9 protein-coding genes are annotated in these 16,616 nt (G+C 64.0%); 2 read left to right on the forward strand and 7 right to left on the reverse strand.

Going from position 1 to position 16,616, the window contains the following annotated elements; genetic code table 11:
- Positions 1-22: 22 nt before the first annotated feature.
- The gene (locus ACWF6P_RS01165) at positions 23-3,325 is read left to right on the forward strand and encodes an arabinosyltransferase domain-containing protein (RefSeq protein ID WP_452619664.1); all 3,303 of its coding nucleotides are present in this window, start codon (positions 23-25) and stop codon (positions 3,323-3,325) included.
- On the opposite strand, the gene ACWF6P_RS01170 is transcribed toward ACWF6P_RS01165, so the two are convergent.
- Positions 3,322-4,272 (reverse strand): DMT family transporter, encoded by a 951-nt coding sequence (locus ACWF6P_RS01170; protein WP_452619665.1) that lies wholly within the window; start codon positions 4,270-4,272, stop codon positions 3,322-3,324. The two genes, ACWF6P_RS01165 and ACWF6P_RS01170, sit on opposite strands and share 4 nt — an antisense overlap.
- A 73-nt stretch (positions 4,273-4,345) precedes the next feature.
- On the opposite strand from ACWF6P_RS01170, the gene ACWF6P_RS01175 reads away from it, so the two are divergent.
- A complete protein-coding gene (locus ACWF6P_RS01175) occupies positions 4,346-5,257 on the forward strand; it encodes a LysR family transcriptional regulator (RefSeq protein ID WP_378445550.1) in 912 nt (303 codons plus the stop codon).
- On the opposite strand, the gene ACWF6P_RS01180 is transcribed toward ACWF6P_RS01175, so the two are convergent.
- From ACWF6P_RS01180 to ACWF6P_RS01205, 6 genes are all read right to left on the reverse strand, one after another.
- Complete coding sequence (locus ACWF6P_RS01180) at positions 5,254-6,795, reverse strand: acyl-CoA carboxylase subunit beta (RefSeq protein ID WP_378445549.1); 1,542 nt, start codon at positions 6,793-6,795, stop codon at positions 5,254-5,256. The two genes, ACWF6P_RS01175 and ACWF6P_RS01180, sit on opposite strands and share 4 nt — an antisense overlap.
- Entirely contained in the window at positions 6,792-11,741 is a 4,950-nt protein-coding gene (pks13, locus tag ACWF6P_RS01185; RefSeq protein WP_452619666.1) for a polyketide synthase Pks13, read from the reverse strand. Before pks13 ends, ACWF6P_RS01180 begins: the two co-directional genes overlap by 4 nt.
- Positions 11,742-11,778: 37 nt before the next feature.
- The gene (fadD32, locus tag ACWF6P_RS01190; RefSeq protein WP_378536540.1) at positions 11,779-13,668 is read right to left on the reverse strand and encodes a long-chain-fatty-acid--AMP ligase FadD32; all 1,890 of its coding nucleotides are present in this window, start codon (positions 13,666-13,668) and stop codon (positions 11,779-11,781) included.
- Positions 13,669-13,850: 182 nt separating this feature from the next.
- The gene (locus tag ACWF6P_RS01195; protein ID WP_452619667.1) at positions 13,851-14,846 is read right to left on the reverse strand and encodes an LLM class F420-dependent oxidoreductase; all 996 of its coding nucleotides are present in this window, start codon (positions 14,844-14,846) and stop codon (positions 13,851-13,853) included.
- Positions 14,847-15,051: 205 nt separating this feature from the next.
- On the reverse strand, positions 15,052-16,005 hold the full coding sequence (locus ACWF6P_RS01200) for a cutinase family protein (protein ID WP_452619668.1): 954 nt from the start codon (positions 16,003-16,005) through the stop codon (positions 15,052-15,054).
- Between the two features lie 9 nt (positions 16,006-16,014).
- Positions 16,015-16,566, reverse strand: coding sequence for a DUF732 domain-containing protein (locus ACWF6P_RS01205; protein ID WP_317553625.1), 552 nt, complete (start codon positions 16,564-16,566; stop codon positions 16,015-16,017).
- Positions 16,567-16,616 lie beyond the last annotated feature (50 nt).

Genomic DNA, 16,616 nt, shown 5'->3' on the forward strand with positions numbered 1-16,616 from the left:
CCCTGACATACCATCGGTAGCCGTGCCCGACGCAGTGACAGCTTCACCTCAGACTTCGAGTTCGCCGCCTCCTGCTGGTCAGGATGCCCGCGAGCGTTTCCATCGCACTCGATGGGTTGCGATCATCGCCGGCTTGCTCGGCTTCGTGCTCGCACTGGCAACTCCGCTGCTTTCCGTCGTGCAGACGACGGCGTCGGTCAACTGGCCGCAGAACGGCATGATCGGTGACGTCGAGGCACCTCTGATGGCGCAGGTTCCCATCGACGTCAACGCGTCGATCCCCTGCACCGCGGTCAGCTCGCTGCCCGAGGGCGGCGGCATCCTGCTGTCGACGGCGCCAGCACAGGGCGACGGCGCGGCACTCTCGTCGATGTTCGTCCGGGTGTCCGCGACCAGCGTCGACGTGCTCGATCGCAACGTCGTCGTCGCTTCGGCGGCGCGCGAGGACGTCGAGTCGAGTCGCTGCGGCGCCATCGCGTTCAGTTCTGACGTCAACCGGACCACGGCAGAGTTCGTCGGTCTGACCTATCCCGACGGCAACCCGGTTCGCGGTCAGCTCGACGGTGACTTCCGCCCTCAGGTGGTCGGTGTCTTCAGCGACCTGCCGGACGGCGCTGCCCCTGAGGGCCTCGGCTTCTCGATGACGATCGACTCACGATTCTCGTCGAGCCCCAGCGTCTTGAAGCTAATCGCGATGATCGTGGCCGTCCTCTCGACCATCGTCGCTCTGGTCGCCCTTGCCCGCCTCGACGGCACCGACGGCCGCAAGCACCGACGATTCCTTCCCGAACGCTGGTGGAAGTTCTCCGGCATCGACGGGGTTGTGGTCGGAACGCTGGTCGTCTGGCACTTCATCGGCGCGAACACCGCCGACGACGGTTACCTCCTCACCATGGCCCGAGTCTCGCCGGACGCGGGATACATGGCCAACTACTTCCGTTGGTTCGGCGTTCCCGAGGCCCCGTTCGGTTGGTACTACGAAGTGCTGGCCGTAATGGCGAAGATCTCGACCGCGAGCCCGTTCATGCGTCTGCCCGCTCTGCTCGCCGGAATCCTGTGCTGGATGGTCATCAGCCGCGAGGTCGTCCCGCGTCTCGGCCGGGCTGTTCGCCGGAGCAACGTCGCCCTCTGGACCGGCGGGCTGGTGTTCCTGTCCTTCTGGCTGGCGTACAACAACGGTCTTCGCCCCGAGCCCATCGTGGCTCTCGGCGCACTGCTCACCTGGTGCTCCATCGAGCGCGCCATCGCCACCGGACGCCTTTTCCCTGCGGCGACCGCGATCTTGATCGGCGCCTTCACTCTTGCCGCAGCGCCCACCGGATTGATGTGTATCGCAGCTCTTCTCGCCGGTGTCCGCCCCTTGGTGCGCATTGTCGTCAAGCGTCACCGGCTGGTCGGCACACTGCCGCTTCTCGCTCCGATCGCCGCCGCCGGAACCATCGTGCTGGTGGTCATCTTCGCCGATCAGACCTTCGCCGGCGTCATGGAAGCCACCCGCGTCCGAACGATCATCGGCCCCAATCTCGATTGGTACCAGGACTTCCTGCGCTACTACTACCTCTTCGTCCAGACGGTCGACGGCTCGGTTGCCCGACGCTTCGCGTTCTTGACGATGATCCTGTGCCTCTTCACGACGCTCTTCGTGTTGCTGCGCCGCGGCCGCGTCCCCGGCGCCGCAACCGGTCCGTCGTGGCGCCTCGTCGGCGTCGTCTTCGGCACGATGTTCCTGATGATGTTCAACCCCACCAAGTGGACTCACCACTTCGGTGCGTACGCGGGCATCGCCGGTTCTCTCGCCGCGCTGACCGCCGTCGCCGTGTCCGCGTCGGCCCTGCGCTCGCGTCGTAACCGATCGGTGTTCGTGGCCGGACTGCTCCTGATGCTGGCGTTGACGTTCGCCGGCATCAATGGTTACTGGTACGTCTCGAGTTACGGCGTGCCGTGGTTCGACAAGACCATCTCCTACGACGGCCGTGAATCCAACACACTGTTCCTCGCACTCTTTGCTCTCGCCTTGGCTTTTGCCGCATGGCAGTACCTGCGTGAGGGATTTGCAGCTCCGCCCGAGAAGCCGAACACGGCCAAGGGCAGACGAATTCGCAAGTTCGCGGCCGCCCCGCTCACCGTGATTGCCGGTCTGATGGTCCTCTTCGAGGTGCTCTCCCTACTCAAGGGCGCAGTGTCGCAGTACCCGGCGTATTCACTGGGTCGAAGCAACGTCGAGGCACTCGCGGGCAAGACCTGCGGCATGGCCGAGGACGTACTGGTGGAGACCGACGTCAATTCCGGGAATCTGCGGCCACTGACCGCTCCCGGATTCAACGCCGAGGATCCGCTGTCCGGAGTTGATTCGAAGGGCTTCTCCCCCAATGGGGTTCCCAGCGATCTGACTGCGGATTACATCGAGGTCAAGCAGGGCATGGGCAATACCGACAACCAGAGTGTCGGCCCCAGCTTCGCCACCGGCTCCGGCGCCGGAACCAGCGGCGGCACCGGCAACGTCGGCGTCAACGGCAGCACGGCCAAGCTCCCCTTCGGTCTCGATCCTTCGAAGACGCCGGTCATGGGCAGCTACCAGCCCGGCGTGCAGGAACCCGCTTCCCTCATCTCGAGTTGGTACGGATTACCCACTCGCAGTGAGGAATCACCGTTGGTGGTCATGTCCGTCGCCGGGCGCGTGTGGTCCGTCGACAACACGGGTGCCATCACGTACGGCCAGTCGCTGCTGGTCGAGTACGGCCAGACGCAGCCCGACGGAACCGTGCAGGTTCAGGGTTCGTACATGCCGCGAGACATCGGACCCGCACCGTCGTGGCGCAACGTCCGTATCCCCATCGACGAACTCGCGCCGGACGCCGACGCCGTTCGCGTGGTCGCGTTCGATCCCAACCTCACGGGCGATCAGTGGATGGCATTCACGCCGCCGCGCGTGCCCAAGCTCGAGTCCCTGAACTCGTACATCGGCAACGAGCAGCCGGTTCTCCTGGACTGGGCTGTCGGCCTTCAGTTCCCGTGCCAACGTCCGTTCACACATCAGAACGGCGTGGCCGAGATGCCGAACTTCCGTATCCTCCCGGACCGTCCCCTGGCCGTCAGCTCCACCGACACCTGGCAGTCCGCGGACAACGGTGGCCCGCTCGGATTCACCGAGGTCCTCGCCGGTGCTACGACGGTTCCGACGTACCTGAAGGACGACTGGGCGCGGGACTGGGGCTCACTCGAGCGCTACGACCGGTACTTCCCGAATGCTGTTCCGGCAGAGGTGGAGACGGGGACCGCAACCCGCTCGGGCATGTGGATGCCCGGCGAGATGCGGGTGCACTAGCCGGCACTACCAACTCGGGTGACTGCTCGGGTGCGACGTACGGAGACGGCCGAGACCGCTCCGACAACGACGACGCACCCGAGTAGTTGCCCAACGCCTGGCCGTTCGCCGAGCAGCACAACCGCCAGCAGTACGGCGAGCACCGGTTGCATGAGCAGGAGCGTCGCGCCCACCTCGGCGGGAAGCCGAGGGAGCGAGTGCCCCATCAGCATCCAGCCGAACACCTGACCGACCAGCGCCAGTGCCGCGAGCCAGCCGAACGCTTCCCAACCCGGGACGAAATCGATCCGGCCCCACAGTGATCCGATGACGGAGCCGGCGATGCCCGCGGACGTCGTCGAGATCAACACCTGGCTCGCTGCCCGATCCGCCTCGCCCGTACGGCCGACCACGAAGATGTAGCCGCCGTAGGCGATTCCGGAGACGAGCGAGAGCGCAGTTCCCCACAGCAAGTCGTCGCCGGTTTCCCCACCCCCGAACACGCCGCCCGCCAAGGCAATTCCCGTGAACATGAACGGTAGGGCGAACACGAAGCGCATCGGAACCCGATTGCCGAAGACCAGCCAGGACAGTGCGGGCACCACAACCACCTGCACGTTCACGACGACGCTCGCCATCCCTGCGCCGATCATGAGAATCGACTGCGACCACAACGCAAAATCCAGCCCGAGCAGCAGGCCGCCGAACACCTGAAGAACGACCGCCCGCCGGCTCGGCTTGCCCACCCGGCGGTACTCCCGCCACGCCAACCACGCCAGTGGCGGCAGGGCCAGGAAGCAACGGAAGAAAACGGCCGTCGAGGGCCCGACATCGGCCAGCTTGATGAGAAGCGAACTGATCGAGATCGCAGCTGCGCCTCCGACGACCAGCAATCGAGGGTCGATGCGCCCCCGAGGAATTCGGGTGGGTGTCGGTGTGTGCGTGGTCGAGGAGGTCAGAGTGGTCACTCGACAATGTTCCTGCCGCTAACTATTCAGCACAAGCAAATGTTTAGACCGTATATTCGGTAGCATTACTACCGTGTTGAATCTCGAAAGACTTCGCGCCCTGCACGCTGTCGCCGAGAACGGATCAGTGGCGGCAGCTGCCCGCACCTTGCATGTCACACCGTCCGGAATTTCGCAGCAGTTGAACAAACTCGAGCGCGAAGTCGGCGTTCCACTCCTCGAACCGCAGGGCCGCGGTGTGCGACTCACAGAAGCGGGCCGAATCCTCGCTCGCCGAACCGCAGAGGTTCTCTCGACGCTCGCCCAGGCCGAGGCGGAAATCGCGTCGCTGCAGAGCGAGGTGACGGGCCGGGTGCGTATCGGCGCCCTGGTCTCCCCCAGCAGGACGGTGCTGCCGCGAGCCATCGCCGAGATCAGGCATGCGCACCCCCAGCTCGAAATCACCTTCAACGAAGGCGAATCCGAAGAACTGCTCCCCGCACTGATTCGCCGCGACCTCGACGTCGTGGTGGTCGACAGCTGGAGCACTCTGCCCGTCGAACTTCCCGACGGACTCTCCTTCACGCCTGTGTACGACGACGTGGCGCTGCTCGCTCTCCCGGCGTCACATCCACTGGCGGAGAACAAGGTCGTCGCGCTCAGCGAGCTGTCCGAGCATGCCTGGGCTACGTGGACACGGGGAACGGATTTTCACACCTTCACCGTCAGGACCCTGCGCGCGCAGGGGTTCGACCCACGAATCGAGTACGAGGTCGCCGAGTTTCCCACCCAGGTCGAATTCGTCGCTCAGGGCCTCGCCGTCGCTTTGATTCCACGCCTGGCGAGAGTTGTACCGCCGGAAGGTGTTCGAATGCTCGACACGGTCCCGCCGCTCGGCCGCGACATCTACCTCGCCTGGCGGACCGACAGCGAGAGGCCCGCCGTTCTGGCGACGATAGAAGCGCTACGCCGCCAGTTCGACGCCCTCGGTGACAAGAAGAATTAGAGCGGCATCAAGTTGTGCTTGCGCGGGTTCTTGAAGATCGTCTTGTCCTTGAGCAACTTCAGAGCCTTGCGGATTTCGAGACGCGTCTGCGAAGGCTCGATCACCGCGTCGATGTATCCGCGCTCAGCCGCGATGTACGGCGTCGCGACGAACTCGTTGTAGAAGTTGATCAACTGAGCACGCACCGCGGGTGCGTTCTCGCCCGCCTCGGCGAGCTGACGACGTCCCATGATGTTGACGGCACCCTCGGCGCCCATCACGGCGATACGTGCCGTCGGCCACGCGAGGTTGATGTCGGCACCGAGCTGCTTGCAACCCATGACGGCATAACCGCCGCCGTACGCCTTACGAACCACCACCGTCACCTTCGGCACAGTGGCTTCGATGTACGCGAACAGGAAACGCCCGCCACGCTTGATGACACCGACCTTTTCCTGATCGACGCCGGGAAGGAAGCCCGGTGTGTCGACGACAAAAACGAGCGGGATGCTGAAAGCGTCGCACAGGCGCACAAAATGGGCAGCCTTGTCGGAGCTGTCTGCATCGAGGGCGCCACTGAGGTACGTGGGCTGGTTGGCCACGACACCGACGGGCAGGCCGTCGACGCGGGAGAACCCGGTGATCACGTTGTGCGCGACCTGGGCTCCGATTTCGTGGAAGGTTCCGTCGTCGAAGATCCGCAGAATGATGTCGTGCATGTCGTAGCCGGCGTTGTCGGCATCCGGCATGAAGGCGTTGAGTTCGAGATCCGACTCGGTGATCTCGGGTTCGAGGCCCGGGTTGATCAGCGGCGCCTTCTCCGTGCACGAGGACGGCATGAAGCTCAGGTACTCACGGACCCAGTCGAAAGCCGCCTTCTCGTCGGGAGCGACGTGATGGATGTTTCCGTACTCCGCCTGCTTGCGTGCTCCGCCCAGATCCTCGAGGCTGACCTCTTCGCCGGTGACCGACTTGATGACGTCGGGTCCGGTGACGAACATGTACGACTCTTCGGTCGCGACCACGACGTCGGTGTTGATCGGTGCGTACACGGCACCGCCGGCGCACTTACCGAGGATGACCGAGATCTGCGGGCAGACACCGGACAAGGGCTCCTGACGTGAACCCATGTTTGCGTACCAGGCCAATGAGGAAACGGCATCCTGGATTCGAGCTCCACCGGAATCGTTGATACCGACGACCGGGCAACCAACCTTCAGCGCAAAATCGTTGACAGCTGCGACCTTACGGCCGAACATCTCTCCGGCGGCACCGCCGAACACAGTCTGATCGTGCGCGAACACGGCAACCGGCCGCCCCTCGACGGTTCCGTGACCGGTCATGACGCCGTCGCTGTACGGATTGTCCTCGCCGGCCATCTTCACCAGGGCGCCGACCTCGACGAAGCTACCGGGATCGAGCAACATGTCGATGCGCTGGCGCGGCGTACTGTGCCCTGCTGCATCGCGCTTGGCAATGGCCCGAGCCGAGCCGGGTTCCTTTGCCTTCTCCAACTTTTCGCGGAGTTCAGCGAGCTTCTCCGCGGTGGTTGTCGTCACTTCTGAACTCCGGTTTCCGATGCTTTGGTCTGGGCTGTCTCGATCTGGGCCAGCTTTGTGGTGAGGTCTGCCGCGACCTTCGCGATGTACGGCTCGTCGACGATCTGCAGGTGATCCCCGCCGATGTAGACGACCTCGAGGTTCTTCACGTAGTCACCCCAACCACCGTCTGCCTTGCGGGTTTTGAATGCAGGCTCGAGCGTCATCAGCTCGTCGTGGTACTTGTCGGCCATGTACAGCACGACGTCTCCGTCGTAGCTGCTGAACGCGGCAGTCTGGATGGCGCGGTTGTCCAACCAGGACGTCCGCTGATGCTCGATGATGCCGCCGGGAATCTTGGCGCCGCTCATCTTGATCATGTCCATCAAGATCTGGATCTGATCCTCGTCGGCTTCGGTGGAGGCCAGAACGTCAAGCGGCAGCGGAACATCCAGGTTGTAGGTGCGCTTGGCGAACTTGCCGTAGCGCTCCCAACGCTTGCGACGTTCCTCCTCGGTGTCCGGCACGACCTCGCCGGCCATCACGGTGTCGAGAAGTCCGACCACACGTACGTCGGCACCCTGCTCACGCAGCAACTTCGCGACCGCATACGACATCACGCCGCCGAACGACCAGCCGCACAGCACGTACGGCCCGTCACCCTGGATCTCGCGAAGCAGCGGAACGTAGGCAGCAGCGCGGGTTTCGATCGAGCCTTCGACCCGCTCGAACCCGTACATCGGCGTGCCGGCGGGCAGGCGCTTGAGCAAAGGCTCGTACGTCACCGTCGAACCACCGGCAGCGTGGAAGACGAATACCGGTACGGCCGTGGAGCCTTCGGGACGGGCACGCAGAGTGCGAACGAGTCCGTCGATCTTGCCGTCGTCCTCGAGGTACTGGCGAACGACGTCCGCAAGCTCTTCGATGGTGGTGGAATCGAGAACGTCGTCGAGAGTGATCTCGCCGCCCGCACGCTCGGAAAGCCGAGCAGCAAGCTTCTCGGCGACCTCGTCACCGACGATCGGCAGATCGTTGAAGATGCCCTTCGCCGACTTCCCGGTGACGACGGCCCACGTCGCAAACGTCAAGCGCTCGGCTGCATCTCGCGGCGGAACGTCGGAGCCGGCGTCGTCGGCAGTTCCGGCACGCGAAGGATCGGCGGGCGCGGCAGCCGCAACGGGAGCAGTGGCAGGTAGTTCCACCGCCACCTCGGCGGGTGCAGCGTCCTCGTCGTCAGCAGCATCGGCCGCCAACTTCTCCGCGGCCTGCTTGTCGGCCATTGCCTGAACCTCTTCGCGATTGTCGATCGCGTAACGCAGGTACTTGTTGACCTCGTTGAGGCTCGCGTCCTTGACTGCCTGGAGCTGGAGCTGCGGAATGTCGAACTCGTACTCGACGCGGTTCTTGATACGCATCGCCATGAGCGAGTCGAGACCCAGTTCGATGAGCGGAACCTCGGCCGGAAGGTCCTCCGGCGAGTACCCCATCGACTCGGCGACAACGATCTTGAGGCGGTCGTCGAGGCTCTGCGAACCGTTCGGATCCCACTTGTCTCCGGCATCTTCGACGACCTCGGCCAGCGTTTCCATCGGCGCGCTGGTCTTGACCGGCGCGCTGACGACCAGCTCGGGCAGCGGCTCACCGGACGTGACGACGGCGTCGAAGAGCAGACGGAACGTAGCGCCCTCACGAGCGTGCACCTGCACCGACGCTCCACCCGGATGCGGGTTGAGTGTCGTGGTCAGTGTCGAAGCACCGGCCAGTTCACCGTGCGGAACAGCAGCGGTCAGAGAGACATCCGAAAGCACCTGTCCGGCAGCAGCGCTCACCAGCACCGCCAGGTCGGTGACGGCGGATGCGTCGACCTCCCACACGTGGCGGCCGTCGGGCAGGGCGACGTGCGAACCGGGAACGCGAGCCGAACCACCGGCACTGACGCGAATGTCGAGCCAGTATGGCTTGCGCACGAACGCGGTACGAGGAACCGAAGCGAAATCGCCTGCGGGAAGCAGAGACTCGAGGTTCACGGCATGGCCGTGAACGTACAGCTGCGCGAGAGCGGCAAGCACACCTGCGGACTCGTCTTCCTTACGCTTGAGCGTCTGGATGAGCTCCATGTCGTGCAGGCCCGAATCGAAAGCGGTGGCTGCCACCGACATCAGCGTCACTGGGTTGGGTGCAAGCTCGACAAAAGTGGTGTGGCCGTGGGCAACTGCACCGCGCACCGCATTGGTGAAGTACACGCTGTGGCGAAGACCCTTGACCCAGTACGCCTCTTGATGGATCGGCTCGTGACCGGGACGGTAGAAGGTGTCCTTGTCGACGGACGAGTAGACACCGAGCTTCAACGTGGCCGGCTCGATACCGGCCAACTCCGCGGCGAGTTCGCCGAGCAACGGATCTACCTGCGAAGTATGGCTGGCGCCCTTGGTCTGCAGGACACGCGCCATCTTGCCGTCGGCCTCGGCGGCAGCGACGATCGCCTCGATGTCCGGCTGCGGTCCACCGATCACCGTGTGCGTCGGAGCTGCGTAGACGCAGACCTCGAGCTTGGGGTACGTGGGCAGCAGCGCCTCGATCTCGGATGCGCTGTACTCGAGCAGTGCCATCAGACGGATGTCGTCACCGACAAGTGCGCCCTCGGCCTCACCCATCAGCCGTGAACGTGAACAGATCACGCGGACAGCGTCTTCCAGGTTCAGACCGCCGGAAACGTACGCGGCCGCGGCCTCACCCATCGAGTGCGGAACCACGGCTTCGGCTTCGGCGCCGTGGTGGCGCAGCAACGCAGCCAGACCGACCTGGATGGTGAAGATTCCCACCTGTGCGGTCTCGACGTTGTACTCGATCGAATCGTCGAGGAACATCTCGACCATCGAGTAACCGGCCTCGTCCTGGATCAGCGCGTCGACCTCGTCGACGGCTGCCTTGAAGGCCGCGTTCTCCGTGTACAACTGCTTGGCCATCTTGCGGTGCTGCGAGCCGAAGCCCGAGAACACCCACACCGCACCCTTGGGCGACGGCGAGTCGGCCGAGAAGACGCCCTGGGCCGGCTTGCCCGCGGCGACGGCGCGCAGCGAGCTGATGGCCTCGGACCGCGTCGTCGCCACAACAGCGGCGCGCGAGCGTCCGTGGTTGCGACGCGAAAGTGTGCGGGCGACGTCGGCGAGGGGCGTCTTGCTTCCCTCTTCGGTTTCGAGCCAGTCGGCCAGATCGGCAGCTGCGCGGCGACGACGCGAAGGCAGCGCGCCGGACACGGCCAGCACAACCGTGATCTCGTCCTCTGCTGCCGGTTCATCCACGACTGGGACATCCACAACCGGTTCTTCGACTACGGCGTCGGCAGGCACGTATTCCTTGACCACGACGTGGGCGTTGGTTCCGCCGAAACCGAAGCCGGAAACACCGGCGACGGCCTTGCCGGTGTAACGCGGCCAGTCGGTGGCCTCGGGCGTCACCTGCAGGTGCGCCTTCTCGAAGTCGATGTGCGGGTTGGGGCCCAGGTAGTTGATCGTCGCGGGAATCTTGTTTTCCTGCATCGCCAGAACGACCTTGATCAGGCCGGCGGCGCCTGCAGCTGCTTCCAGGTGCCCGAAGTTGGTCTTCGCGCTACCGAGCAGTGCCGGCTTGTCGTCGTCACGGCCGCGACCGACGACCCGGCTGAGAGCGTCTGCCTCGATGGGATCACCGAGATCGGTGCCCGTTCCGTGGGCCTCGATGTAGTCGACGGTGGTCGGCACGATGCCGGCGTCGCGGTACGCGAAACGCAACACGTCGGCCTGGGCATCGGGGTTGGGTGCGAGCAGACCGTTGGAACGGCCGTCCTGGTTGATCGCGGATCCGGCGATCACCGCGAGGATGGAATCGCCGTCACGCTCGGCGTCTTCGAGGCGCTTGAGCACAACGAGTCCACCACCCTCGCTGCGAACGATTCCCTGAGCCTGAGCGGAGAATGCACGCAGTTTGCCGTCGGGAGCGAGCATCCCGGTCTGATCGAAACCGAGAGTTCCGGGAGGGGCCAGCAGCATGTTGACGCCACCGGCCAGCGCGATGTTGGAATCGCCGCTGCGCAGCGAGCGCACAGCCTCGTGAACGGCAACCAGCGAAGACGAGCACGCGGTGTCCAGAGCGATGGACGGTCCACGGAAATCGAAGAAGTACGAGACCCGGTTCGCGACGATGGCCGTCGACGTTCCGGTCAGCGCGTATGGGTGCGCCGTCGTCGGATCACTGACCGCGAGCAGCTGGTAGTCGTTGGCGGAACTGCCGATGAAAACACCGACCTGCTTGCCCTTGAGCCCACTTGCCGGAATGCGAGCGTGCTCGAGTGCTTCCCACGCGAGTTCGAGAGCGAGGCGCTGCTGCGGATCGACGTTGACGACCTCGAGCGGAGACATCGCGAAGAACTCGGCGTCGAAGCCCTTGACGTCGTCGAGGTACCCGCCCTTGGTGTTGGCGTTCTCGACCGCGGCCTTGATGGCGGGGTCGGACATGAACTCGGCCCAGCGGTCCTCGGGGAGGTCGCTGATGCCGTCGCGTCCGGCCGCCAGCATTTCCCACATGTCCGAAGGCGTGTGCCCGGCACCGGGGAATCGTGTGGAGAGTCCGACGATGGCGATGTCGTGAGCGTCCGTCGCGGCGCCTGAGACGTAGTACGACGCGTCGATGGTCTCCTCCGGCGCCTCGGGCTCACCTTCGATGATCCGAGTCGCCAGCGAAGCGATGGTGGGGTGTTGATAAGCAACCGTGGCCGTCAGCGTGACGCCGAGAAGATCCTCGATGTCGCCGCTCAGCGCAACTGCGTCGCGTGAAGCGAGCCCGAACTCTTCCATCGGGCGGTCGTCCGTGATCGTCGACACCGGCTGACCGGTCGCGTTGGCGATCCAGTTGCGAAGCCACTCACGCAACTGCGCGACACTCATCTCGCTCACAACGTCTTTGCTCTGCGCACCATCTTGTTCAACCATCAACTCACCAAGCCACCGATCATGAAGGGACTGCTCCTCAAACGCTATCGGGGAATGCGGTCTGCTGATAGCCGCCTCGCAACGTTCCCTCGATATAGCTCGCTTTACACGCGCGGCGAGCGATCTTGCCGCTGGACGTACGCGGAATCGAACCGGCAGGAACGAGCAGGATGTCTCGGGCCGTGACGCCGTGACGGGAAGAAATCGCCGCACGCACGGTGTCCGCGATCGGCTGCGGATCCGCCTTGCCTGCACCGGGAGCACGCTCGGCCACGATGACCAGCTGCTCCGAGGAATCGTCGTCGTCGAACTTCAGACCCGAATGCGTGTTGGAGAACACGACAGAAGGCAACTGGTTGGCCGGTACGGCAAACGCAGCGATGAATCCGGGACGCAGAGCGGGGCTGGCTTCCTGAGCCGAAGACTCGAGGTCCTGCGGGTAGTGATTGCGGCCGTCGACGATCACGAGGTCCTTGACGCGCCCGGTGATGTACAGCTCGCCGTCGACGTAGACGCCGAAGTCGCCGGTACGCATCCAGTTGGCATCCGCCGGTGTGCCCTCGGTGTGGCTGTCTTCACTCAGCCGGTTGTCCAGCTTGTTGTGGAAGGTCTCAGCCGTCTCGTCAGGCCGACCCCAGTAGCCGATGCCGATGTTCTCGCCGTGCAACCAGATCTCGCCGACGTGATTGTCGGGAACCTCGGTCAGCGTCTCGGGATCGACGATCGCCGCCCACTGACTGCGCGAGACGTATCCACAGGAGACCTGCGCGATGGCGTTCTCGGAGTACTGGTCGACGATGACCATGCGGCCCTTGTTGAGTTCCGTGCGGTCGACGTAGATGACCTTGGCCTCGTCGGAATGCTTGGTCGAGGAGACGAAGAGCGTCGCTTCGGCCATGCCGTACGACGGCTTGATCGCGGTCTTGGGCAGACCGTACTGAGCAAAAGCCTCGTTGAACTTGCGCATCGACGACGTCGTGACCGGCTCACTGCCGTTGATCAGTCCGATGACGTTGCTCAGGTCGAGGGTCTCGCCGTCCTTCGGCAGGCCGCGCGCGGCGGCGTGCTCGAACGCGAAGTTGGGAGCGGCAGCAAAGGTGCCCGCGCCGTCGGAAACCGCAGCAAGTTCCTTGATCCACCGGTACGGCCGCTGCACGAAAGCGCGCGGGCTCATGATGGTGATGTACTTGCCGCCCAGAGCAGGCAGGATGACCGTCAGCAGGCCCATGTCGTGGAACAGCGGCAGCCACGTGACGCCGCGTGAGTCCTCGTTGAGCTCGATGGAATCGACCATCTGGAGCGCGTTGGTTCCCACAGCGCGGTGGGTGATCTCCACACCGGCGGGAACTCGGGTCGAACCGGAGGTGTACTGCAGGTAAGCGATGTCGTCGAGCTCGATGTCGGGGCGAACCCACGTTTCACCGACCGTGTCGGGAATCGCGTCGACGGCAATGATGCGCGGTCGCTCGGCAGCGGGAAGCGAGCGGAACAACTGACGAACACCGGCTGCCGACGATGCGGCAGTCAGAATCGCGGTCGGCTTGCAGTCACCGAGAACAGCGTGGAGACGGTCGCTGTGACCGGGCTCGTCCGGATCGAAGAGCGGCACCGCGATAGAACCGGCCTGAATGGCCGCGAAGAACGAGATGACGTAGTCGAGCCCCTGCGGAGCAAGAATCGCAACGCGGTCCCCACGCTTGGTTACCTGCTGCAGACGGGCTGCAACAGCCCGCAGACGCACACCGAACTGTTCCCAGGTCAGCTCCAGGGCTTCACCGTCACGTTCGCGTGAGTAATCGATGTACCGATACGCGAGCTCGTCCGCGTTGACACGCGAGTGTTGCTCGACGTAGTCGACCAGCGTGAAGCCTGGTTGCAGGCGGATCTGGCCCTTCTCGTCGAGAAAGCCATCGAACAGCGCGTTCATTCCATCTCCTCCGAAGCGATCACACAAGCACTGTTCTTCATGCTTGCGCCCCAGACTTCCTTCGCTCTCTCGGGTCCATCTTCGATCAATCGAATCGCACTTTGTGCGCAACTCACCTGAATCACTTCATCGATCCCAAACCATCGATATGTTACAGATTCGCATCGTCCGTATTCTCCGGCCTACTCGCCCGCCAGTAACGGGATGATCGGGGCGAACGCTTCCATCTGCGTCGGGAAGACCCCGACGTACGACATCGACGTCTTCTCACGGACCAGTCGAATCTGGTCTGCGATTTCCTCGAAAGTGCCCACAGCCAGGTAGGGAGAGTTCAACAGCTCCTCCACGCTCAGCTTACGATCCACTTCGATGTTCGGCGGAAAACCTTGATCCAGAGCGGCGATTGCCATCTCGGCAGCCTGCTCTCGATCGTCGGTGATCATGATCATGGTGATGGTCCAGTTGAGTTCGATCTCATCGAAACGCTCGCCGGCAGCTTCGCGGATCCGCTCGACACGTTCGATGGTTTTTTCCATCGTGATTCCGGAGAGCAGAAGTCGCCCGTCACGGTTGGTCGGTGTGGCGACCGAGATGATGTCCGCGTACTTCGCCGCGAGAGCTAGCATCTTCGGGCCGCCGCCGCCCACGATGATCGGTGGCCGCGGGCCCTGCCGCGGTCGTGGGCTGCCCTTGAGACCGCGCACCTGATAGTGCTTGCCGTCGAAAGTGCATTCCTGCCCGCGCAGCAGAACGTCGAGAATCTGCAGAGACTCCTCGAGTTTCTCGATGCGAACGCCCGGGCTCTCGTAGGCGATGCCGCCCTTGTCGAACTCTTCCTTCATCCAGCCCGCACCGATGCCGAGTTCGAGTCGGCCGCCGGACAGCACGTCGATCGTCGCCGCGTCCTTCGCCAGTACAGCTGGATGACGGAAGCCGTTGGCCAACACGGCGGTGCCGAGACGAATCTTGTCCGTGGCCACCGCGAGCGCTCCGAGAGCGGCGATCGGTCCGACCTGATTACCCAGGTGGTCCGGAATCATGAACGAGTCGTAACCGAGTTCCTCGGCCTTCTGCGCAAGCTTGACGAAGCGTCGCGCACCACCCTCTTCGGCGTTGCCCTCGCCACCGGCCGCAAACCGGAATTTGCGTCGGGCATCGCTGCCGTGGGTGGAACTCATATATCGATCTCCTGTGATGGACACGTACGTCGTACTCGAACTACAAACTCGGACAAATCGAACCTACTCGCCAGTCACTTACGTGACAGCACTGTAGAGGAAGCCCCCGGACCGTGCAGCACTCTACCGGGACCAAACGAGCAGATTACCCGCGAGCGAACTCCCGAGACGCCCGATTGTGACGAATCAACAGTGCGGCGGTGACTCAACTGTGGGGCGGCGTCGGCGCGGCATCGATCTTCTCCGCAGCCCACTGTGCCATCCATTGGGTGGCCGTCGTGCCGTTCGGATCGACCTGGAAGGAGTTGTACATCGCGTGCACAGGATTGTTGTAGTACTCGAGCAGTCGCGGAGCAGAACTCAGCCAGTTGGTCGGGTTGAGAGCAGCGGCCGGAGCGTCGCAAATACCGTCGCTGGGCGCGCAGATCTGATAGGTCCGGTCGTTGAGGTCACCGAAACCGCCGGGCCTCGGGCCGGTCATCGTGAGACCGGGAAGCTTCAGCCCGTTCAGCGACAACTCGGCGCCGACACCGGCAACGCTTGGGCCAACGGTGTTCCCGAACGCCGGATCGCGCCGACCGTCGGCAATCAAGCCGACGCCCAGAACCAGATCGGCAGGCACCGCGCCGCTGCCGTCGCCGATACTCGCTGCGACGTCACCCGCGATCACCGCGCCCTGGGAGAATCCGGTCAGGACGTAGCTCGTGAGCGGGCACTCGGCGTGCCGCTTCATCAGAAAGTCGTTAGTGGCAGCAGTTCCCGCGGCCCGACTGTTGTTGTAGGACTGCTGTCCGTCCGGCGGGATGGCAACCGGATTCGAAAACTGTGCGACATACGGGACGGTGTAGATGTCGGCCCGTGAAGCATCGAACTTCTCCTGCAGAGGACGGGTCACGTTCAGCATCAACGACGCCGGATTGGCCGTCGGGTTGTACGGGTCGTCAGTAGCACTCGACTCCCACGTACCCGGTATGGCTACTACCTGGACATCGGGGCAACTGGCCGGCTGAGACACCGGTGGCTCCGGGCTCGGCGGAATCGGAGTCGGCGAAGGCACCCGCCCGGCCAGGATGTACCAACCGCCGATCACGACCGCTGCGACCACAAGAATGATCAGCAGCGGGATCAGGCACCCACGACGCTTTCCAGACCTCGCCATTTCCCGCTCCTACTTGCAGTAGGTGGCGTTGGCGACGTCGATGTAGATCTGAGCGTTCGCACCTGCCTGATCGGGAGTGATCTGCTTGCCTTCCGCCGACGCTTCCTGGCCGACGAAGGCGGTCACGAAGGTCAGGACCTCGTCGTCGGTCTGAGGACCGGCAGCGCAGATGTAATTGGCCGTGTTGACGGCGATGCTTCCGTCACCGGCCGGGGTGATGCCCTTCGCCTTCAGCCCGTCGAGGAACTTCTGCGCCTCGGGGCTGACCTCGACGACTGTGGGACCCGGGAAGCCCTCGATGCTCTGCGGCTGCTCCGGCGGCGCGGTGGCCGCGGCTCCCGGACTGGTGGGCGCAGCCGAAGCCGTCGTGGTCGCCGAGGCGGACGCAGACGCCGAACCGCTCGAGGACGAAGCCGCAGCGGACGTCGTGGTGACCGGATTGGAGGTTGCAGTGGAGTCGTCACTACCGCACGCGACAAGTGCGCCACCGGTGGCGAGCGCCAGGGCGCCGACCGCGATCGCGCGTGCACAAGTGTTTCGGTTACCCGAGAAAAGCGACATCAATGTCCGTCCTTGCCTTCAGTCGAAAGTCCATCAACAGGTTACGCAAC

The sequence above is a fragment of the Rhodococcus sp. NPDC055024 genome, from assembly GCF_053608585.1.